The following is a 17,872-nucleotide window of genomic DNA, read 5'->3' on the forward strand; positions in this document are numbered from 1 at the left end:
AGCAGCCGAGGATCCGCATGATCAGCCGCCGCTCGCTTCCGCTTCTCGCCCTGCTGCCGCTGGCGGCGCCGCGCATCGCGCGCGCCGCCTTCCCGGACCGGCCGGTGACCATGATCGTCCCCTATGCGCCGGGCGGTTCCGCCGATGTCCTGGCCCGCGTGATCGCACCGGAGATGGCGCGCATCCTCGGCCAATCGGTGGTGGTGGAGTTGCGGCCGGGTGCGGGGGGCAATATCGGCGCCGCCTATGTCGCCAGCAGCGCGCGGGCCGATGGCTATACTTTCCTGCTCGGCTCGGTGTCCCTGGCGACCGGGCCGTCGCTCACGACGCTGAACTTCGACCCGGTCGGCGGATTGACGCCGCTCGGCGGCATCGGCGCGGTGCCGAACATGCTGGTGGTCTCGCCGGAGAGCCCCTTCCGGAACCTCGCCGACCTGCTCGCGGCGGCGCGGGCGCAGCCGGGGGCGATCTCCTACGGGTCCTCGGGGCTCGGCACCGGCAGCCATCTGGCCGGCGAATTGCTGGCGGCCGCCACCGACACCCAGCTTCTGCACGTGCCCTATCGCGGCTCCGGCGCCGTCTACCCGGACCTCATCGCGCAGCGCATCAACTTCCTGCTCGACGCCATGGGATCCTCCTCCGGCCAGGTGCGCGCTGGCAGCGTGCGGGCGCTCGGCGTGACGTCGCTGCAGCGCTCCGACGTCTTCCCGGAAGTGCCGACCATCGCCGAGCAAGGGGTTCCCGGCTTCGAATTCTCGCTCTGGCTCGGCTTCTTCACGCGCGCCGGGACACCGCCGGACGCCTTCGCGCGGCTGGAGGCGGCAAGCCGCGCGGCGATCGCGACGCCACTGGTGCATCAGCGGCTGCAGGAGGCGGCAGCGATCGGCATTCCGACCGATGCCGCGGGCTTCTCCCGCTACTTCACAGCGGATGTGGAGCGTTGGGCGAAGCTCGTCGCCGAAGGCAAGATCCGCCGCCTGGAAACCTGAAGATTCGTCTGCTTCGCTGCGTCACGGGGCGACGGTGCGGGCGTCGGTCAGCTGACCGACGTGGATGAACCGCGCCTCGACATGCTCAGAGCAGTCGCCCCGCCGCCTTCAGCATCACCGTACTCTCGCCAAAGCCCGACATGGCCGGTGAGCCGGAGGGCGCGCTTGCATGTCCGTCGTGATGTCCGTGATGCCGGTAGCGCTCCACCGAGCACTACATCACCGTCGTGCGTCGCCTCGGGAACGGGCGGCGCTCGGCACAGGGCAAGCCATGCGTCGCGTGACAAAACGCACGACGCGAGCCCCAAGGTTACATCGTTTGATTGTAAAGTCACAACGTGAAGAGCAGGTTCCCGGGTGCGGCAGGGCCGTCTCGGGCGGCTCCCCCCAAAAAGCCTGGAGGGATGCTGATGACACGTCGACAGAAGTGGCTGGTCGTCGCGTTCACTGGAACTGCGCTTGCGACCGGGTGCCGTCTGACAGAAGACACGCCGCCCACTCCGGTGGCGCGCCTGCTGGGGCCAGGATGGAACTGCTTGGCCGCACCCTCCGCCTTCGATGGTCCTGGCACCATCTTCCGGGTCACGTCCGACGGCACCAAATTCACCGTCACCGAGCTTGGATCGCAGGCAGGGGTGCGGAGAGAACCCTTCGCTGCACCGACCGCGACGCAGACGGTCGAAGTCGGCGCCGGCGTGGTGGCGCAGATCATCGGCGTGCCGCTGTCGGCGGAGGCATCAGTCACTGACCGGTTCCGGGTGGAACAGGCTTTCGGCGGCGCCGAGGAGTTGAACACGACCGATGACGGGGTCCGCGGTGTTGTCGACGCCTTCTATGCCAGGCGCGACCTCGATCGGCGTCAGCGCTACTTCCTCGTTCGGCGGGCGGTCGTCGCACGCAGCGTGCGATATGATTTCGACCGGGACATCTCCGGCAGCCTGGGCGTGGATATCGCCGTCGAGGTGGCACGCATCAAGCCCTCCGCGCGCTATAGCCGCACCGGTGGATTCCATTACGAGGACACCTTCGCGCAGCCCCAGAATGTCTGCATCCTTGCGGAGGCCCTGCCTGTACCGCGGCCACCGGCAGGGGTGTCTGCCGCGCCGGCCGTCCCCGCGCCCTCCGACACGCCATTGTTCAGGGCGGTCGGGCGGGGGACGCGCTGATGTTCGCCGCACGGCGGCGCGCCGGGCCAGTACCGGCCCGGCCCCTGGCACCACGCCTGCGGGCGCGTGCTTCCAGGCTGGCGCGAGCGCTGGCGTTGGCCGCGGCCTTGGCCGCGGTCGCGGGCTCGGCACACGCGCATGACAGCAGCCGCATGCTGTCGGATGCGGACCTGCGATGGGCCGCGCAGATGGCGCTGCTGGACGGCGCCGGCCTCGATCGTCCGCAACTCGTCGCCTCACGTGCACTCGTGCAGCGAAGCTGGCTTTGGCACGAGCCCTCCCTGACGGTGTGCTTCGGGCCTTCGGCCGATGTGGACCGCGATCTCGACTTCGTGCACCGGATCCGCGACGTCGCCAGCGAATGGCTGGCGCGGGCAAGGACGAAGTTCGACTTCGGTGACGATCGACTTCGCCGCTGCGACGCACCCGGCGTGCCGCGGAGTCACATCAGGGTCTTCGTTGAACGACGCGCGACGCAAGCCTATTTCGGCATGCTCGGAAACACCGGCCGCGACCAGGACGTAACCGGCTTCCCCGGCTACAGCGTCGTCTTGGCTTTCCCTGATGGACCGGGCTTCGAATCGCTCTTCGCCGATCCGCCCATCCCGGGGCAGCTCAACTGGCGCTTCTTCGTCCTGCATGAGTTCGGGCACGCACTCGGCTTCCTGCACGAGCACCAGCGCGTCGACTGCGGCTTTGACGAGGCCTGGCTGCAGACCCGGCGGAACCCGCCCTACCCGCCCGACTTCATCAGGACCCAGGTTCGCCTCGTCGGCGATCCTATCGCGTCCTACCCGCCGGACATCATCCTGGAGACCAGGCGGCAACTCGGCAGCGGCTACGACCGGAACTCCGTCATGCAGTATTTCGAACGCGATCCGGCGGCCTTCAGGGCCGGTGCGAACAGCCCCTGCTACCGCGCGGCGCCGGTGTCAGCGCTGTCGCCGGCGGATACGCTCGCCGCCAGCATAGCCTACGACGGCACCGGTCGCTCGATCGCGATCCCGCCATCAGGCCCGCCGATCCTGGAGCCGAGCGTACCCGACCCGGACACGGGGACACCGATCTTCCTGTCCGACGATGCCAGGCGGGCGATTCTGCAGGCTCTGGCCCTGCCGTGACGCCGCGGTGGCGTGGCGATGATGCACGCCACCCGCACGCGGCAAGAATGACGATCAACGGATCCGTTTGGCGGAGGAGCGATCATGCACGGCATGGCGGCCTGTCAAGGCGATCTTCGGCGACACATGGTCGGGACGGACACCGCTTGCGAGGCTGGGCGCGGGTCTTTCCTCGCGCTGCTCGCGACCTTGCTCGTCCTGCTCGGATCCTGGGACGCATGCGCCAGGAACGCGGCGCTGCTCGTCGGTGTTTCCGAATATCCGAACCTGCCGCGCAACGCCCTGCGCGGCCCGCAACAGGACGTCGCCACCATGCAGGGCGTCCTGGCACAGCTGGGCTTCGAGCCATCAGCCATCCGTGTCCTCGCCGATGGCATCGCGGGGGCGCCGCGCCCAACGCGCGAGGCCATCTTCGGGGCCGTACGGCAACTGACTGAGGAGGCGGCCGCTGGCGATACCGTGGTCCTCTATCTGGCGGGGCACGGGTCGGTGCAGGAGGCACGGCCGGAGGACTGGGGCGTACGATCCCTCGACGGGCTAGACGCCATCTTCCTGCCGGCAGATGCGGCACCGGGGACGCTCGGCCGCCCGAACAACGTCATCGTGAATCATGAGATCGCAGGCTGGGTCCGCGCCCTTCGTGCCAAGGGTGTCTTCCTGTGGCTGATCGTCGACGCCTGCCATTCGGGCTACATGGATCGGGCAGCGTCGCGCAGCGACTTGGCCCGGGACAGGGCGGTTCCGCCAGAGGATCTGGGCATCGACCCGGATGCGCTCGAGCGGGCACGGCGTGGTGCACAAGCCATTGTGGCCGCCGGGACGAGGTCCTCGCGCGCTGCAAGTCTCCCGATCCCCGAACTCGAGCAAGCCGGGGACGGCACCGGCTATGTCGGGTTCTTTGCGGCGCAGTCGACGGAGAAGACCCCCGAATACCCGATGCCCGACGATACGTCGCCGGTCCGGGGCCTCTTCACCTACACCCTGGCGCAGGCAGTTCTGGCGAATCCGGCCGGCTCCTTCGCGCAGTATCGGGACGCTGTGTTACGCCGCTACGCTGAGCGGGCGCTGGCAATTCCAACCCCGATCGTGGTGGGGAACGGCCTCGACCGCACGGTCGCAGGTGACGCGCGCCCCGTTCGGCAGTGGCGGCTGTCGCGGCAGGAGGGAAGGCTGGTCCTGCCCGCCGGGCAATTGCACGGCGTCACCACCGACTCGATCCTCGCCATCCTGGACGACCCGCTGGCCGCGGACACCAGCGCGCGGGGTTTCGTCCGGGTTGCGGAGGCCCGTGCCTTCGACAGCGACGTTCTACCGGTCGCGCATCGAGGCGCCGCTGTTCCCGACATCGCCACGGCTGGCAACGCCATCGCGCGGGTGACCGAGCGGGCCGTCCCGCTGGTTCTGCGCGTGGCTCTGCCGACGCCCGCCCGTCCAGGCTCCGCCGGCATCGGGCGTGTCTCCGATGCGGTCGCATCCCTCCGTGGAGCAGCCGCGCCGGGCGGCAGGGTGGATGCCCACATCCAGTGGGTCGAGCCCGGCGCGGGCACACCTGACATGACCTTGGTCGTCGACGACACCAGGATCTGGCTCGCCGGACCAGATGGCGCCTACCTCGCCTCAGGAGACGGCACGACACCGTCGATTCCGATTTCCGAGGATCGGACCGTGCTTGCGGCGGCGATTCGGGCAGCGCTCCAGGCGTCGGCGCGATGGACCAACATCGCGCGGCTCGCGAACGGCTTTGCCGCGCAGCCCCTCGAAGGACTTGATGTGGAACTGACGCTGACGCGCCGGGGGCAGACCGCGGCAGAGCCGATCCGCACAGGGCAGCTGGTTGTGGCCGCAGAGGGCGACCGCGTAGAGGTCACCGTGCGGAACACGGGGGTTCACGCGGTGGATGTCACCGTCCTCTATGTCGACGCGAACCGGGCCCCGATGGCGATCTTTCCCCGTGGTGGTGAGACGGCGCGGCTCGCACCGGCGCGCGGGGTCGTCCGGCGCGGCCTGACCATCAACGTCACCACGACCGGGTCCGAAAAGCTGTTCGTCCTGGCGACGCTCGCACAGCCGCAGGCACCGATCGAGAGCTTCGCGTTTCTTGCGGGGGACACCCCGCAGGCGGCGAGGGATGCGACGCGGGGCGCTGCATGCGGTGGAACCGGGCTCGCCGCTCGGCTTGCGCAGGCGGGCTTCTCGGAACTGCTGGAAGAGTGCGGTGTGAGGGCCGCGACGGTCGATCCGGAGAATGCCGCGAGGAGCTGGATCGGCATGGTCAACCTGCGGGTCGGAGGCACCCCATGACGGAGGAGCGGGACATGGATTTCCGATCGATGTGGCGTCACGCGATGGCGAGCGCTGTGACGCTCTGCGCCGCGGGCCTGCTGGCGATCTCGGCAATGCAGCCCGGGACTGTGGCCGCGCGGGATCCGGATTACGTCTCGCCCCGTACGGCCGAGGATTCCGGCTTGCGGGCGGTCGACAACCGCAACCAGGTCCATGACCTCTACTCGCAGAGCCATGCCCTGCTGATTGGGCAAAGCCAGTACGCGCACTGGCGTCCCCTTGAGGCTGTGCGATCGGAGATCGACGCCCTCCGCGCGGCGCTGGAGGAGAGTAACTTCAGAGTGGAGGTCCACTATGACCTCGGCTCGGAAGATCTTGCGCGCGTCATCGATGCCTTCGTACGGACTCGGGGCGCCGTGCCCGACGCTAGGCTTTTCGTCTATTTCGGTGGCCATGGCTGGACGCGCGACGTCGGCACAAGGCCTATGGGCTTCATCGTTCCCGTCGATGCGCCCGAGCCCAGCCAAGATCAGCGACGCTTCATGCAGATGGCGCTGCCGATGACGCTGTTCGAAGCCTATGCTCGCGTCCCCGATGCGCGTCACATGCTGTTCGTGTTCGACAGCTGCTTTTCGGGGGCCTTCTTCGGCAACAGAGGCGCCACGCCGGACCTCGTCCGCGAGAACAGGGGACCGGAGGACAGCCGGCCCGCCAGCTACGTGTTCGCGCGAACGACGACGCTGGGCTTATCACGACAATTCCTCGCCGCCGGAACCTCCCGGCAGACGGTTCCCGCCAAGAGCATTCTGGTCGACCTTCTAATTCAGGTCCTGCGCGGCCAGCGGCCGGAAGCAGACGTCAATCGGGATGGCTTCGTCACCGGGCAGGAACTCGGCCTTTATCTCACGCGTGCCGTCGTGGAGCTGACAAACGATGCCAATCGGCTGAATCCGCAATTCGGCTACCTGCAGGACCAGAACTACAATATCGGCGACTTTATCTTCCGACTGCCAACTGGTGAGCCTTCCCCAGCACCCGCGGCATCGACCTCGCCCGCAGTCGCGCCAATCGCCGAGTATCGTCCAACGACGCCGCCGGCGCGGGTGGCGCCGGCCGGCACCGTGCTGTCCATCCCTGTGACGAGCATACCTCCGCTGCCGGCGACCCAGGGCGGGGTACTGAGCAATGCCCAGCAATCCACTCTGGCCAGTATCATCGAGCGGCTCACCTCGCCGGAAGACCGCGTCAGGCGACAGGCGCGTCCGGATCTCAGCCGCTTTCTGACGGAGATCGGCCCCGAACTTTCGGCGAAGGTCAGCGCGAATCTGGTGCGTGGCCTGGCGCACAGTTCCTATCGCTATCAGCTTGGTGTCGCAGTTGCGTTGGCTTCGTTCCGGCAGCAGGGATGGAGGTCCGTCGAACCCGCGACGACAGGGGATCTGCTGCAAAGGGCTCTGTCATCGGTCGCCGGCCGAGACCCAACGCTGCGGCAGAACCTTGAGGCTGCGCGGCAGGGTCTCCGCACCTGACCCACCGCGGCAAGGAGTGACGTCGATGGCATGGCTCTCCACCGAGGTCGGGATCGTCGAGGCAGTCGGCGACCTTGCTTTGGCGCTGAGTCTCGGCGTGGCTGTCGCTATCACCTATGTACGCGTCTATCGCGGCTTCTATCACTCGAAATCCTTTGTCCACACCTGCGTCGTGACAGTTCCCCTTGTCGCCATTGCCGTCCGTTCCGTCATCGGTGCAGCGGCCGAGGCCTCGGCCGTTGCTTTCGCGCTGGTGGGGCTCCTCGGTCTCATCCGCTTGCGTACGGTGGTGCGAGATACGCGGGAATTCACCTTCGTTTTCCTCGCGCTCGTCACGGGTGCCGGCGTCGGCGCCGGCGCCCACCTGCTTGCGATCCTGGGCTGCGCGATCCTGCTCGGGGTTCTGGCCATGCTCGAAGCACTGGATTTCGGTGCGCCGCGGTCACCGGCCATGCGCGTCAGGCTGAGCGGAAGGGCGGACGGCTTCGCGACATATCATGACATTCTGTCGCTGTCAGCGAAGCGGCTGGAGGCGACGGCGGTCCGAAAGTCATCGGGTGACTCGGCCGAATTCAGTTTCGAGATCGTCGCCCGCGACGGTACGGATCTAGCGGTGGTGGCGCAGCGGTTGCGCGCAGTCGAAGGCATCGGCGAAGTATCCGTGAGCCGCCTGCAGCGCGGGCGCGCCACTGGGGAAGAAGACGGTTAGAGCAGATCCCGAACAGACGGCATCCTCCCGCCGAGTGGAGACGTCCATCAGAAGCAGGCGGCGGCATCGGCCGAAGCGGGCCAATTCGGGCCGAAGCCGGTCTGGCAGCCGCGCTGCGCAATCAAGGCGCTAGCGGCTGGGTGTGCGGTGCCGCCCGACATCCTGCGCGTCAACGGAAACGTTCCGAGGCATGGGGTCAGGACTCCAGCAGGTTCTCCCGCAAGGTGCGTCCGGTGTATTCGGTGCGGAAACGCCCGCGGCGCTGCAACTCGGGGACCAGCAGGTCCGCGATGCCGATCAGGTCCAACGGCATGGAGACGGTGTGGCCGAGCATGAAGCCGCCGCGGCTTCCCGTCGCTTCAAAGGCCTCCTCCAGCCGGTCGGCGATCTCTGCGGCCGTTCCGGCCATGGTGGTGTCATAGTTGATCGCCTCGCGCCTGCCATGTTCGAAGAACTCGGCGCGGGTGAGCTCGGTCGCGGCGCCCACTTTCTCCGACAACTCGTGCAGGAACCCCATCGGTGACGCTTGGCTCGCGATGATCTCCTGGTGCAGCTCGCGAAGCGAGAACCGCTCCGGCAGGCGCGAGAAATCATAGCCGGAATTGTAGGAGAGGTAGGCGCCGACCGCCTCATCGGGCAGCGCCTGCATGAGCTGGTCCAGCCGCGCCACGGCTTCCCCTCTGGTTTCGGCCACCACCATCGGCGTCTGCCACAGGATGCCGACCTTTTCAGGGTCGCGCCCGAGCGCCACCAGCGCCTCGTCGAGCGCCTTGCGCTGGCGGATCTGCAGCGGCAGCGCCATGTCGGCGCCGAAGACGTGATCGGCGACATAGGCGGAGGCGCGGATGCCGCGCGGCGATCCGCCGGCCTGGATCAGTACCGGCCGGCCCTGCGGTGATGGCGGTGTGTTCAGCGGCCCATCGACCTTGAAGAATTGCCCGTGGTGATGAACGTCGTGGATCTTGCGCGGATCGCCGACGCGCCCGGTCGCGCGATCCCAGAGCATCGCGTCCGGTTCCGCGCTGTCCCAGAGCGCGCGACAGACATCAGTGAACTCCTCCATGCGGTCGTAGCGGGCGCCATGTTCCATGAGCTCGTCGAAGCCGAAATTCGCCGCGTCCGAGCGCCGGGTGGAGGTGACGAGGTTCATCGCGATTCGTCCGCGGGTGAGATGATCGAGCGAGTTCATCAGCCGCGCCGTGTAGTAGGGATGCATGAAGGTCGAGGAATAGGTGAGCCCGAACCCGATATGCCGGGTGACCCGGGACATGGCGACCGCGATCGGGTTCAGGTCCTGGCGCGGCCAGTTCACGCCCCATTCGACGGCGGCGTCGCGATTGCCGCGCCAGGTGTCCGGCACGCCGGTGCCGTCACCGGAGAAGATGAGGTCCAGCATGCCGCGTTCGGCGATGCGTGCCATCTCCTCGAACATCTCGATGTCCGGGAAGATGTGCCCCGGCCAGGCACCCGGCATGCGCCAGCGCCCGGCCATGTGCGAGTAGGAGAAGTCGTAGCCGAGATGCATCTTCCGCTTGGGCATGCCGCTGATCCTCAGGCGAAGCCGATATCGGGCGCGAAGCAAGAATAGCGCCATCCAGCCGGCATCGGGGCAGGCCAGGGGCCTGTCTGAGAAAGGGGCGTGAGGGCCGTCGCGAGATTTTTCGTCCCTGGCGTGTCGGGTGACGCAGCCGATGCTGGCGGCACTCGGCGAGGAGGCCGGCGCGCCAGGGGGCGGAAAAGAACCGACAGGCCGACCCGCGGCCTTTCTCAGACAGGCTCCTAGCCCGCAGGCGGGCGGTGTCCTCAGGCGTAATGCGCGACGCTGATGCTCTTCACCGCATCCTCGTCCACCTCCACGCCGAGGCCCGGCCCGTCCGGGACCACGGACTGGCCATTCTCGATCTGCAGCGGCTTGGTCAGGACCTCGACGCCCATGACCCAGGTCGAGGTATAGAACTCCGCACCGAGCGCGATGTTCGGGGTGGCGGAAACCATCTGCAGCCCGGCGGCGCTGGCGATGCCGCCTTCGAACATGGTGCCGCCATAGCCGATGATCCCGGCCGCCTCGGCGATGGCGGCGATCTCCCGCGCGCGGGCGATGCCGCCGCTTTTCATGATCTTGATCGCCACCACATCGGCGAAGCGCTGCCGAACCATGGCGATCGCATCGGCCGGGCTGAAAACGCTCTCATCGGCCATCAGCGGCGTATCGATGGCACGCGCGATTTCGGCCATCGCTTCCCATTGATGGCGCTTCACCGGTTGTTCGATGAAGGTCGGCTTGAAGACCTCCATCTCGCGCACCTGCTGGAGCGCGTTCCAGGGATCGAGACCCTGGTTGTAGTCGATTCTGATGTCGGCTGTCGGGGCAAGCGTCGAACGGAGGCGCTCCAGCCGCTTCATGTCCTCGGCGTGCGTCAGGAAGCCGGTCTTGACCTTGAAGATGTTGACGCCGAGGGACGCGACATGTCGCGCGAATTCAAGGTCGGCGTCGAAGTCGGGATTGGCGATGGAGACGCTCAAGGGAACCCGTTCCCGATAGCGGCCGCCGAGAAGCTGGGCGATCGAGAGGCCGAAGCGCTTGCCGGTGATGTCGAGCAGCGCCATCTCGATCGCAGCCTTCCCCTCGGTATGCCCGGTCAGGGCCTTCTCGATCTTCTGCATGAGGCTGCTGACGCGCAGCGGATCGGCGCCGATCAGGATCGGCTTCAGGTAGTGCGCGATGCCGGTGGCATTGGCCTCCGCCGTGCCCGTGAACACGGCCCAGGGCGCGACCTCACCCCAGCCGACCAGGCCGCCATCGGTGGTGATCCGCAGGATGGCGCCGGGCATGCTCCGTTCGATATCGCCGACGCCATGCCGCCGCTTCATCTTCAGCGGCCAGGCGATGACGTCGACGGATACGCCGGTGATGCGCAGATCGGAGGAAGCCACGTCAAACTCCTTCATGATGGCAGGTGGCAGGCCGAGCCCCGGAGAGGCGCATCAAGCAGGAACCGGCCCGCTTCCTGTCAAGCCGCCTCCGGCAGCGCGGGGCGCCGCTCCCGCCAGGGCGTCGCGCGCTCATAGGCGTCGCCGGCGCGGAGCACCGTCGCCTCGTCGAACAGCCCGCCCACGATCTGCAGCGACAGCGGCATGCCATCGGCGCCGAAACCCATGCAGAGCGCGAGCGCCGGATTGCCTGAGACATTGAAGGCCGTAGTGAGGTTGGTCCTGGTGAAGAGGGTCTCCGGCGGCACCGCCTGCAGGGTCTTCGCCGGCTCTGCGGTGGGCAGCATGATGAGATCGACCTCCCGCAGCGCCGTCTGCATGCGCGGCCGGGAAGCTGCATCTGCCACAACTGCTCCTCCAACTTCCGGCTGCGCTCCGGCGAACGCGAGCTCGGGATGAACCAGGTGGCGGTCCTGCGGCCGTGCTCCTGGCGGCTCAATCCGCGGTCAGCCCAAGTACTGTGACCAGCCCGCTCCAGCGCGCCGTCTCTTCGCGCACATAGGCTTTCAGCCGATCATCCGGCACAGCGCCGACCTCGGCACCCTGCTGACGCCAGATCCGCGCCACCTCCGGAGAGGTGAGGGCGCGCCGCAGCGCAGCGCGCAGCCTGGTGATGATCGGCGCCGGCGTCGCCGCCGGCGCCCAGAGGGCATACCAGGTGCCGGCCTCCATCGCCGGCCCGCCGGCTTCCGCCATGGTCGGGATCTCCGGGAACAGCGTGGAGCGATGCCCGACGGTCAGCGCCAGGGCGCGCAGGCGGCCACCGGCGATCTGCGCGGCCGAGGTGCCCATGCCATCGAACATCATGGGACAGGTGCCGGCCAGGAGGTCGTTCATGGCTGGCGCGGTGCTGCGGTACGGCACATGGGTCATGCGCAGCCCGGTCTCGCGCAGGAACATCTCGGCGATGACATGCTGCGAGGTGCCGTTGCCGGAGGAGCAATAGGTCAGGCTGTCCGGTGCCGCGCGCAGCCGCGCCATCAGGTCGCGGAGATCGGTCAGCCCGGCCTGCGGATTGACGACCAGCACATTGGGCACCACGGCGGTGATGCCGATCGGCACGAAATCCACGTCGATGCGATAGCCGCGCCGCGGGTAGAGCGCCTCCGCCATCGGCTGATGCACGCCGCCCGAGAGCAGCGTGTAGCCGTCGGGCTCGGACCGTGCGGCGTTCAGCACGCCGATGGTGCCGCCGGCGCCGGCGCGGTTGTCGATCACGAAGGGCTGACCGAGCTCTTCCTGCAGCCTGGCAGCAATCGGGCGCGCGAAGCCGTCGACGCCGCCGCCCGGGCCATAGGGCACGACGATGCGGACCGGCCGTTCCGGCCATTCCGCCGTGGCCGGAAGGACCAGCCCGAGCAGCACCGTGGATGCCACGAGGATCTTCGACAGTCTCATATGCGATTCCTCCCCATTCTCTCTTCGGCCTCAGCCTCCACCGAGCCAGTCGGCCAGCACCGCGTCTCGATGCTCGTCGAGCATCGGCGGTGCGCTCGGCGTCGGTGGCGGGCGGCCGTCGAAGCGGGCGGGCGATGCGATGCTGCGGGCCCGGCCGGCGGCGGGATGCGGCATGTCGTGGATCATCCCGCGGGTCGCGAGTTGCGGTGCTGCGCAGACCTCGCCGACGCTGCGGATCGCCCCGCAGGGCACGCCGGCGGCGCCGAGCCGGGCGACCCATTCGTCGCGCCCATGGCGGCGGATGATCGGCCGCAGCCGCGCCAGCAGCGCGTCCCGGTTCTCGACCCGCGCGGTCGCCGTGGCGAAGCGCGGGTCGTCGCGAAGCGCTTCGCATTCGGCGGCGGTGCAGAACAGCGCCCAGAACTTGTCGTTCGCGACGCCGATGTTCACCCAGCCATCGGATGCCTCGAAGGTCTCGTAGGGCACGATCGTCGCATGCGCATTGCCGCGCCGGGCCGGGCTGCGACCGGTCGCGAAGACGATGCCGGCGTTGAAGGTCAGCAGCGACGCCATCGCGTCGAGCATCGCGACCTCCACCGTCCCGCCCCGGCCCGAGAGGTCGCGCCGCCGCAGCGCCGCCAGCACCGCCTGGGAGGCATAGAGGCCGGTCACCAGGTCGGCGACGGAGGTGCCGAGTTTGGTGGGGGGACCATCGGGCTGGCCGGTGATGTCCATGATGCCGCTCTCGCCCTGCACGATCAGGTCATAGCCGGGGCGGGCAGCATCGGGTCCTTCCGCACCGAAGCCGGTGATCGAACAGAGGATGAGCCGCGGATTGACCGCGTGCAGGGCTTCGATGCCAAGGCCGAGCCGGGCCATGGTGCCTGGGCGGAAGTTCTCCACCACCACGTCGGCGCGGGCGGCCAGGGCCAGCGCCGTGGCGCGACCCGCCTCCGCGCGCAGGTCGAGGGCGATGCTGCGCTTGCCGCGATTGACCGAGAGGAAATAGGCGCTCTCGCCGCCCTGGAAGGGCGGGCCGTAGCGTCGGCTTTCATCGCCCTTTCCCGGCTCCTCCACCTTCACCACATCGGCGCCGAGGTCGGCCAGCAGCATGGTGGCGAAGGGGCCGGAGACGACCCGGGTCAGGTCCAGCACCTTGATGCCGGCCACCGGTGCCGGCCCGTCGGCCTCAGACCATGGCATCGGCGAGCGCCGTCATGCTGGGCAGGATCAGGTCCGGCTGATGCGGCCAGCCCGCGAAGGGCCGCTGGCGGCGGTCGATGAAGGCCGCGCGCATGCCGGCGGCCTTGGCACCGACGCAGTCGAATTCATGATTGGCGACGAAGAGCACCTCTCCCATCGCGACGCCCATCTTGCGGGCCGCCACCTCATAGGTCGCGCGATGCGGCTTGAAGGCATTGGCTTCGGCGACCGAGATCACGGCGTCGAAGGGAATGCCGTGATGCTTCTTCGCCTCTTCCAGCATGTCGGGGTCGCCGTTCGACAGCACGACCAGCTTGTATCTGGTCTGCAGCCGCGCCAGCGCCGCCGGCACCTCGGGGAAGCATTTGAGGCGCTCGATGCAGGAGACGAGCCAGCGCACCTCATCCTCGGTATGGGCGATGCGGGCGCGGGTCAGGACATGGCGGACCGAGAGATGGCCGATCTCGCGATAGGGCATGTGCTCGCGGTGCAGCAGCGCATCGATCATCGAATTCTCGAAATGCGTGCGCCGCCACCAGGTGACGAATTCGTTCGCGCTGCCCTTCCAGCCCTTGGCCTTCAGGAAGTCGACCGCGACCTCCCAGAGCCCGGTCTGCATGTCGACGACCGTGCCGTACTGGTCGAACATGCAGATCTTGATGGTGTCCTTCAGCGTGTCGGTCATGGCCATCGCGTCCTCCGATCCTTGACGGTCGGACGGTGCCGCCGCGCGGATGATCGAGGAAATGGATAGTTGCAACGGTACTATCCATCTGGTGAATGTCCGGCATGAACCTCAGGGCCATCGACCTCAACCTGCTCGTCGCACTCGACGCGCTGCTCGCCGAGCGCCATGTGACGCGCGCCGGGGTCCGGGTGGGTCTCAGCCAGCCGGCGATGAGCAATGCGCTCTCCCGGTTGCGCGCGCTGTTCGGCGATGCGCTGCTGGTGCGTACACCCGCGGGGATGGAGCTGACGCCGCGGGCGCTGGAACTGATCGAGCCCGTGCGCGGCGTGCTGCGGCAGGTCGAACGCGTCATGGTGACGGAGGAGGCTTTCGATCCGATGGACAGCCGCCGCAGCTTCACGCTGCGCCTGTCGGATCTGCTCGGCCGCCTGCTGTTGCCGGGGTTGATGGCGCGGCTCCGGGCGCAGGCACCGCATGTCACGCTGGACATCGTCCACCTGCCGCCGGCCGGCACCGTCGATGCGCTGGAAGCGGATAGCTGCGACCTCGCGGTCAGCATGGGGCTGGCGCATGGCGGCTCCGTCCATGCCGAGCCGGTGCTGCAGGACCGGATGGTCTGCCTCATGGCGGCGGACCATCCGGCGGCGGCGAAGACGCTGTCGCTCGATGACTTCCTGGCGCTCCGGCACCTCAAGGTCTCGATCAGCCCGACGGACAGCCGCTTCGCCGATGACGTGCTGATCAAGGCGCGGCGCAGCCGGCATGTCGTGCTGAACCTGCCGCATTGGCTAGTGGTGCCGGATGTGGTGCGGAGGACGGATCTGGTCGCCGTGATGCCGGAGCGCCTGGCCCGGCTTTTCCTGCGGGACACGCCTGGTCTCACCCTCTGCGGCCTGCCCTTCGCGGATGCCCCCTTCGCCTGGTCGCTTTATTGGCACCGGCGGCATGGTTCCAGCCGGGCGCTCGCCTGGCTGCGGCGCCTGGTCGTCGAGGCGATGCATGCCTCGGATCCGCGCGCCGACGGAGGCAGCGAGATGCCACGCACCGGGCGGGCCGGAGATGCGGGGCAAGGGTCGGGAAGAAGGGTCGCGAAGCCGGGCTGACCCTGTGGCCGACATGCGGCATGGTCCTGCTGCCCGCCAGCCAGCATGGAGTGTCGCCGCGTGCCCTATGACCGCAGCCTGATCGACCTGACCGCGACCGAAGCCGTGGCGCTGCTGCGCCGCCGCGCCGTCTCGCCGGCGGAACTGGTCGAAGCGGCGGCCGGCCGGATCGCGGAGGTGGAGCCGGCGGTGAACGCGGTGCCCATCCTCTGCCTCGATCGGGCGCGGGGCCGGGCGCGAGCGGTCGCCGATGCGGCGCCGCGGCCGCACGACCCGAACTGGCTCGCCGGCCTGCCGATCACCGTGAAGGACCTCGATGAGGTCAGCGGCGTCCGCCACACCTTCGGCGGCTCCGTGCTGTTCGAGAACACCATCTCCGAACGCTCGAGCCCATCCGTGGAACTGCTGGAGGGGAATGGCGCCGTCACCCTCGGCAAGTCCAACTCACCGGAATTCGGCTTCAACGCGAGCACCATCAACGCGCTGTTCGGGCCGACACGGAACCCCCGCGACACCAGGCTGACGGTCGGCGGCTCCTCGGGCGGGGCCGCGGCTTCGGTCGCGACCGGGGAAGCCTGGCTGGCGCACGGCTCCGACCTCGGCGCTTCCATCCGCTTGCCGGCGGCCTTCTGTTCGGTGGTGGGGCTGCGGCCCTCGCCGGGCCGGGTGCCGCGCGCCCGACGCGGCATGGTGTTCAGCATGCTGCCGGTGGTCGGACCGATCGCGCGCACCGTCGCGGATTGCGGCCTGATGTTGGACGCCATGGCGGCCGAGGTCTGGACCGATCCCCTCAGCCTGCCGAGCGCGGCACCCGGCACCTTCGCGGATGCCGCCGCGGCGCCTCGCCGCCTGGGCCGCGTCGGCTTCTCGATGGATCTCGGCGTGACGCCGGTGGACTCGGAGGTCGCCGCGGTCGTGCACGCCGCGATGGCGCGGCTCGCCGATGCGGGGGCCGGCATCGAGCACGCGGCGCCGGACCTCTCCCAGGGCCGGGACGTGTTCCACGCCATCCGCGGCGTCAATCACCTGGCTGCCTTCGCGCCGATGATCGCCCAGCACGGCGACGGCGTGATCCCGGAAATCCACTCCAGCACCGAGCGCGCGGCTGCCTTGTCAATCGCCGATTATGCCCGGGCCGAGAACGCCCGCGCCGCCATGTTCCAGCGTCTGATGGATTTCCTGGCCGAGCATGAATGCCTGATCTGCCCGACCGCCATCATGACGCCGTTTCCGGCGGAGTGGCGCCGCGTGGAGCGGCTGGGCGATCACGCCTTCGAATCCTACATCGACTGGATCGCCATCACCTTTACGCTCTCGCTCACGGGATGCCCGATCATCTCCATCCCCTGCGGCTTCACCGCGGGCGGCATGCCGGTCGGGTTGCAGATCCTCGGCCGCCCGCGCAGCGAAGCCACGCTGCTGCGCATGGCCGCCTGGTGCGAGCAGGTCCTGGGCGCGCTCGGCCACAAGCCGATCGATCCCGTCATCCGTTCCTGATGGCGGTCATACCAACGGACCGGTCGCTTGACCGGTCCGAGGCCGCGAATGCGGCCCGCCGCGAGTGCGGCGTCACGCCGCAGGCGTGCTCTCCGCACGTCACGCGAATAGCGTGCTCTTCGCACGACGCCAAGCAAACCGGAGGTTTGCGCCCGGCGCCTGAGGGCGCTGGTATCAGTCTGCGCGGGCGCCGGAAGCCCGGACCAGCGGAGCCCAATCCCGGACCTCCTCGGCCACATAGGCGGCGAAGCGGTCCGGCGACCAGCCGCGCATGACCGGCGTGCCCATCTCCTCAAGCCGCGCGGCGATGCCGGTGTCGGCCAGCGCGTGCTCGACCGCCGCCGCCATCCGGTCGACCACCGGGCGCGGCGTCGAGGAGGGGCCGAACAGGCCGAACCAGGAGTAGGCCTTGTAGGGCGGCACCCCGGCCTCCGTCATGGTCGGCACGTCCGGCATCAGGCGGGAACGCTCCTCGGCCGTGACAAAGAGGCATTTCGCCTGCCCGGACTGGTGGTAGGGCAGCAGCAGCCCATAGACATCCTGCACGAACTGGATCTCGCCGGTGATCAGCGCATTGATGGTCTGCGATCCCGCGCGATAGGGCACGTGCTCGACCTGCGCGCCGATGCGCGTCGCGAAATTGGCGTTGGCGAGATGCCCCGTGGAGCCGACGCCATTGGAGCCGTACTGGTACTTGCCGGGATTGGCGCGCAGGGTCTCGATCAACTGCTGCGCGGTGCCGACATTCCAGCCCGTCGTGGTGATGGCGAGGGTCAGCGGCACGAAGACGGTGGGCGCGATCGCCGCCAGGTCCCGCACGGGATCATAGGGGAGGTTGTGATAGAGCGCCGCCGCCACGCCGGTGGAGGCGAGGGTCGCGTGCACGAAGGTGTGCCCGTCGGTCGATTTGGCGGTGAAGTCGGTGCCGACGGTGCTGCCGCCGCCGGCGCGGTTCTCGATGACGATCGGACGTCCGAGGAAGGCGCTCATCCGCGGCGCCATGATGCGCATGATGAGGTCGGTGCTGCCGCCGGGACCATAGGGAACGACGAGCCGGATCGGCTGCGACGGCCAGGGTCCCTGCGCGCGCAGCACCGTCGGCATCGCCAGGGCGGCGACCGGCAAGGCCAGGAGGCCGCGCCTGCTTGGCGCGATGGCCGCATTCCGGAACTCGTGACGCATGCTCTCGTCGCCT

At 68.6% G+C, this 17,872-nt stretch carries 15 protein-coding genes; 8 read left to right on the top strand and 7 right to left on the bottom strand.

The genetic code is table 11. From position 1 onward, the window contains the following. Positions 1–17: 17 nt before the first annotated feature. The 6 genes from GXW71_RS12610 to GXW71_RS12635 all read left to right on the top strand — a co-directional run bounded on the left by GXW71_RS12610 (position 18) and on the right by GXW71_RS12635 (position 7,797). Positions 18–989, top strand: a complete 972-nt coding sequence (locus GXW71_RS12610; protein ID WP_211852869.1) for a tripartite tricarboxylate transporter substrate-binding protein — start codon at positions 18–20, stop codon at positions 987–989. 404 nt (positions 990–1,393) lie between these two features. Beyond that, on the top strand, positions 1,394–2,155 hold the full coding sequence (locus tag GXW71_RS12615; protein WP_211852870.1) for a hypothetical protein: 762 nt from the start codon (positions 1,394–1,396) through the stop codon (positions 2,153–2,155). Then, the gene (locus tag GXW71_RS12620) at positions 2,155–3,276 is read left to right on the top strand and encodes a zinc metalloprotease (RefSeq protein WP_211852871.1); all 1,122 of its coding nucleotides are present in this window, start codon (positions 2,155–2,157) and stop codon (positions 3,274–3,276) included. The genes GXW71_RS12615 and GXW71_RS12620 overlap by 1 nt, the downstream gene beginning before the upstream one ends. Positions 3,277–3,360: 84 nt before the next feature. Then, complete coding sequence (locus GXW71_RS12625; protein WP_211852872.1) at positions 3,361–5,577, top strand: caspase family protein; 2,217 nt, start codon at positions 3,361–3,363, stop codon at positions 5,575–5,577. After that, positions 5,574–7,088, top strand: coding sequence for a caspase family protein (locus tag GXW71_RS12630; RefSeq protein WP_211852873.1), 1,515 nt, complete (start codon positions 5,574–5,576; stop codon positions 7,086–7,088). The genes GXW71_RS12625 and GXW71_RS12630 overlap by 4 nt, the downstream gene beginning before the upstream one ends. A 25-nt stretch (positions 7,089–7,113) precedes the next feature. Beyond that, a complete protein-coding gene (locus GXW71_RS12635) occupies positions 7,114–7,797 on the top strand; it encodes a DUF4956 domain-containing protein (protein WP_211852874.1) in 684 nt (227 codons plus the stop codon). 196 nt (positions 7,798–7,993) lie between these two features. On the opposite strand, the gene GXW71_RS12640 is transcribed toward GXW71_RS12635, so the two are convergent. From GXW71_RS12640 to GXW71_RS12665, 6 genes are all read right to left on the bottom strand, one after another. Further along, on the bottom strand, positions 7,994–9,337 hold the full coding sequence (locus GXW71_RS12640) for an NtaA/DmoA family FMN-dependent monooxygenase (protein WP_211852875.1): 1,344 nt from the start codon (positions 9,335–9,337) through the stop codon (positions 7,994–7,996). Between the two features lie 263 nt (positions 9,338–9,600). Next, positions 9,601–10,731 (bottom strand): enolase C-terminal domain-like protein, encoded by a 1,131-nt coding sequence (locus GXW71_RS12645; protein WP_211852876.1) that lies wholly within the window; start codon positions 10,729–10,731, stop codon positions 9,601–9,603. Between the two features lie 77 nt (positions 10,732–10,808). After that, entirely contained in the window at positions 10,809–11,135 is a 327-nt protein-coding gene (locus GXW71_RS12650) for an amidase family protein (protein ID WP_211852877.1), read from the bottom strand. Positions 11,136–11,223: 88 nt separating this feature from the next. Next, on the bottom strand, positions 11,224–12,186 hold the full coding sequence (locus GXW71_RS12655; RefSeq protein WP_211852878.1) for a Bug family tripartite tricarboxylate transporter substrate binding protein: 963 nt from the start codon (positions 12,184–12,186) through the stop codon (positions 11,224–11,226). A gap of 30 nt (positions 12,187–12,216) precedes the next feature. Next, positions 12,217–13,389, bottom strand: coding sequence for a CaiB/BaiF CoA transferase family protein (locus GXW71_RS12660; RefSeq protein WP_211852879.1), 1,173 nt, complete (start codon positions 13,387–13,389; stop codon positions 12,217–12,219). Further along, a complete protein-coding gene (locus tag GXW71_RS12665) occupies positions 13,376–14,074 on the bottom strand; it encodes a haloacid dehalogenase type II (protein ID WP_211852880.1) in 699 nt (232 codons plus the stop codon). The genes GXW71_RS12660 and GXW71_RS12665 overlap by 14 nt, the downstream gene beginning before the upstream one ends. Before the next feature lie 104 nt (positions 14,075–14,178). Here GXW71_RS12665 and GXW71_RS12670 point away from each other — a divergent pair, with 104 nt between their 5' ends. Next, a complete protein-coding gene (locus tag GXW71_RS12670) occupies positions 14,179–15,180 on the top strand; it encodes a LysR family transcriptional regulator (RefSeq protein ID WP_211852881.1) in 1,002 nt (333 codons plus the stop codon). Between the two features lie 60 nt (positions 15,181–15,240). Further along, the gene (locus GXW71_RS12675; RefSeq protein ID WP_367617295.1) at positions 15,241–16,677 is read left to right on the top strand and encodes an amidase; all 1,437 of its coding nucleotides are present in this window, start codon (positions 15,241–15,243) and stop codon (positions 16,675–16,677) included. A 174-nt stretch (positions 16,678–16,851) separates the two neighbouring features. Here GXW71_RS12675 and GXW71_RS12680 read toward each other — a convergent pair whose 3' ends face one another. Further along, entirely contained in the window at positions 16,852–17,859 is a 1,008-nt protein-coding gene (locus GXW71_RS12680; RefSeq protein WP_211852883.1) for a Bug family tripartite tricarboxylate transporter substrate binding protein, read from the bottom strand. Positions 17,860–17,872: the final 13 nt, after the last annotated feature.

The sequence above is a fragment of the Plastoroseomonas hellenica genome (genome assembly GCF_018129085.1).
Taxonomy (GTDB): Bacteria; Pseudomonadota; Alphaproteobacteria; order Acetobacterales; family Acetobacteraceae; genus Plastoroseomonas; species Plastoroseomonas hellenica.

Bases quoted from the DNA above. Each gene is read 5' to 3' on its own strand.
- GXW71_RS12680 (WP_211852883.1), bottom strand. From the start codon at position 17,859: ATGCGTCACGAGTTCCGGAATGCGGCCATCGCGCCAAGCAGGCGCGGC.
- GXW71_RS12660 (WP_211852879.1), bottom strand. From the start codon at position 13,389: ATGCCATGGTCTGAGGCCGACGGGCCGGCACCGGTGGCCGGCATCAAG.
- GXW71_RS12620 (WP_211852871.1), top strand. From the start codon at position 2,155: ATGTTCGCCGCACGGCGGCGCGCCGGGCCAGTACCGGCCCGGCCCCTG.
- GXW71_RS12665 (WP_211852880.1), bottom strand. From the start codon at position 14,074: ATGACCGACACGCTGAAGGACACCATCAAGATCTGCATGTTCGACCAG.
- GXW71_RS12610 (WP_211852869.1), top strand. From the start codon at position 18: ATGATCAGCCGCCGCTCGCTTCCGCTTCTCGCCCTGCTGCCGCTGGCG.
- GXW71_RS12640 (WP_211852875.1), bottom strand. From the start codon at position 9,337: ATGCCCAAGCGGAAGATGCATCTCGGCTACGACTTCTCCTACTCGCAC.
- GXW71_RS12655 (WP_211852878.1), bottom strand. From the start codon at position 12,186: ATGAGACTGTCGAAGATCCTCGTGGCATCCACGGTGCTGCTCGGGCTG.
- GXW71_RS12630 (WP_211852873.1), top strand. From the start codon at position 5,574: ATGACGGAGGAGCGGGACATGGATTTCCGATCGATGTGGCGTCACGCG.
- GXW71_RS12670 (WP_211852881.1), top strand. From the start codon at position 14,179: ATGAACCTCAGGGCCATCGACCTCAACCTGCTCGTCGCACTCGACGCG.
- GXW71_RS12625 (WP_211852872.1), top strand. From the start codon at position 3,361: ATGCACGGCATGGCGGCCTGTCAAGGCGATCTTCGGCGACACATGGTC.
- GXW71_RS12615 (WP_211852870.1), top strand. From the start codon at position 1,394: ATGCTGATGACACGTCGACAGAAGTGGCTGGTCGTCGCGTTCACTGGA.
- GXW71_RS12635 (WP_211852874.1), top strand. From the start codon at position 7,114: ATGGCATGGCTCTCCACCGAGGTCGGGATCGTCGAGGCAGTCGGCGAC.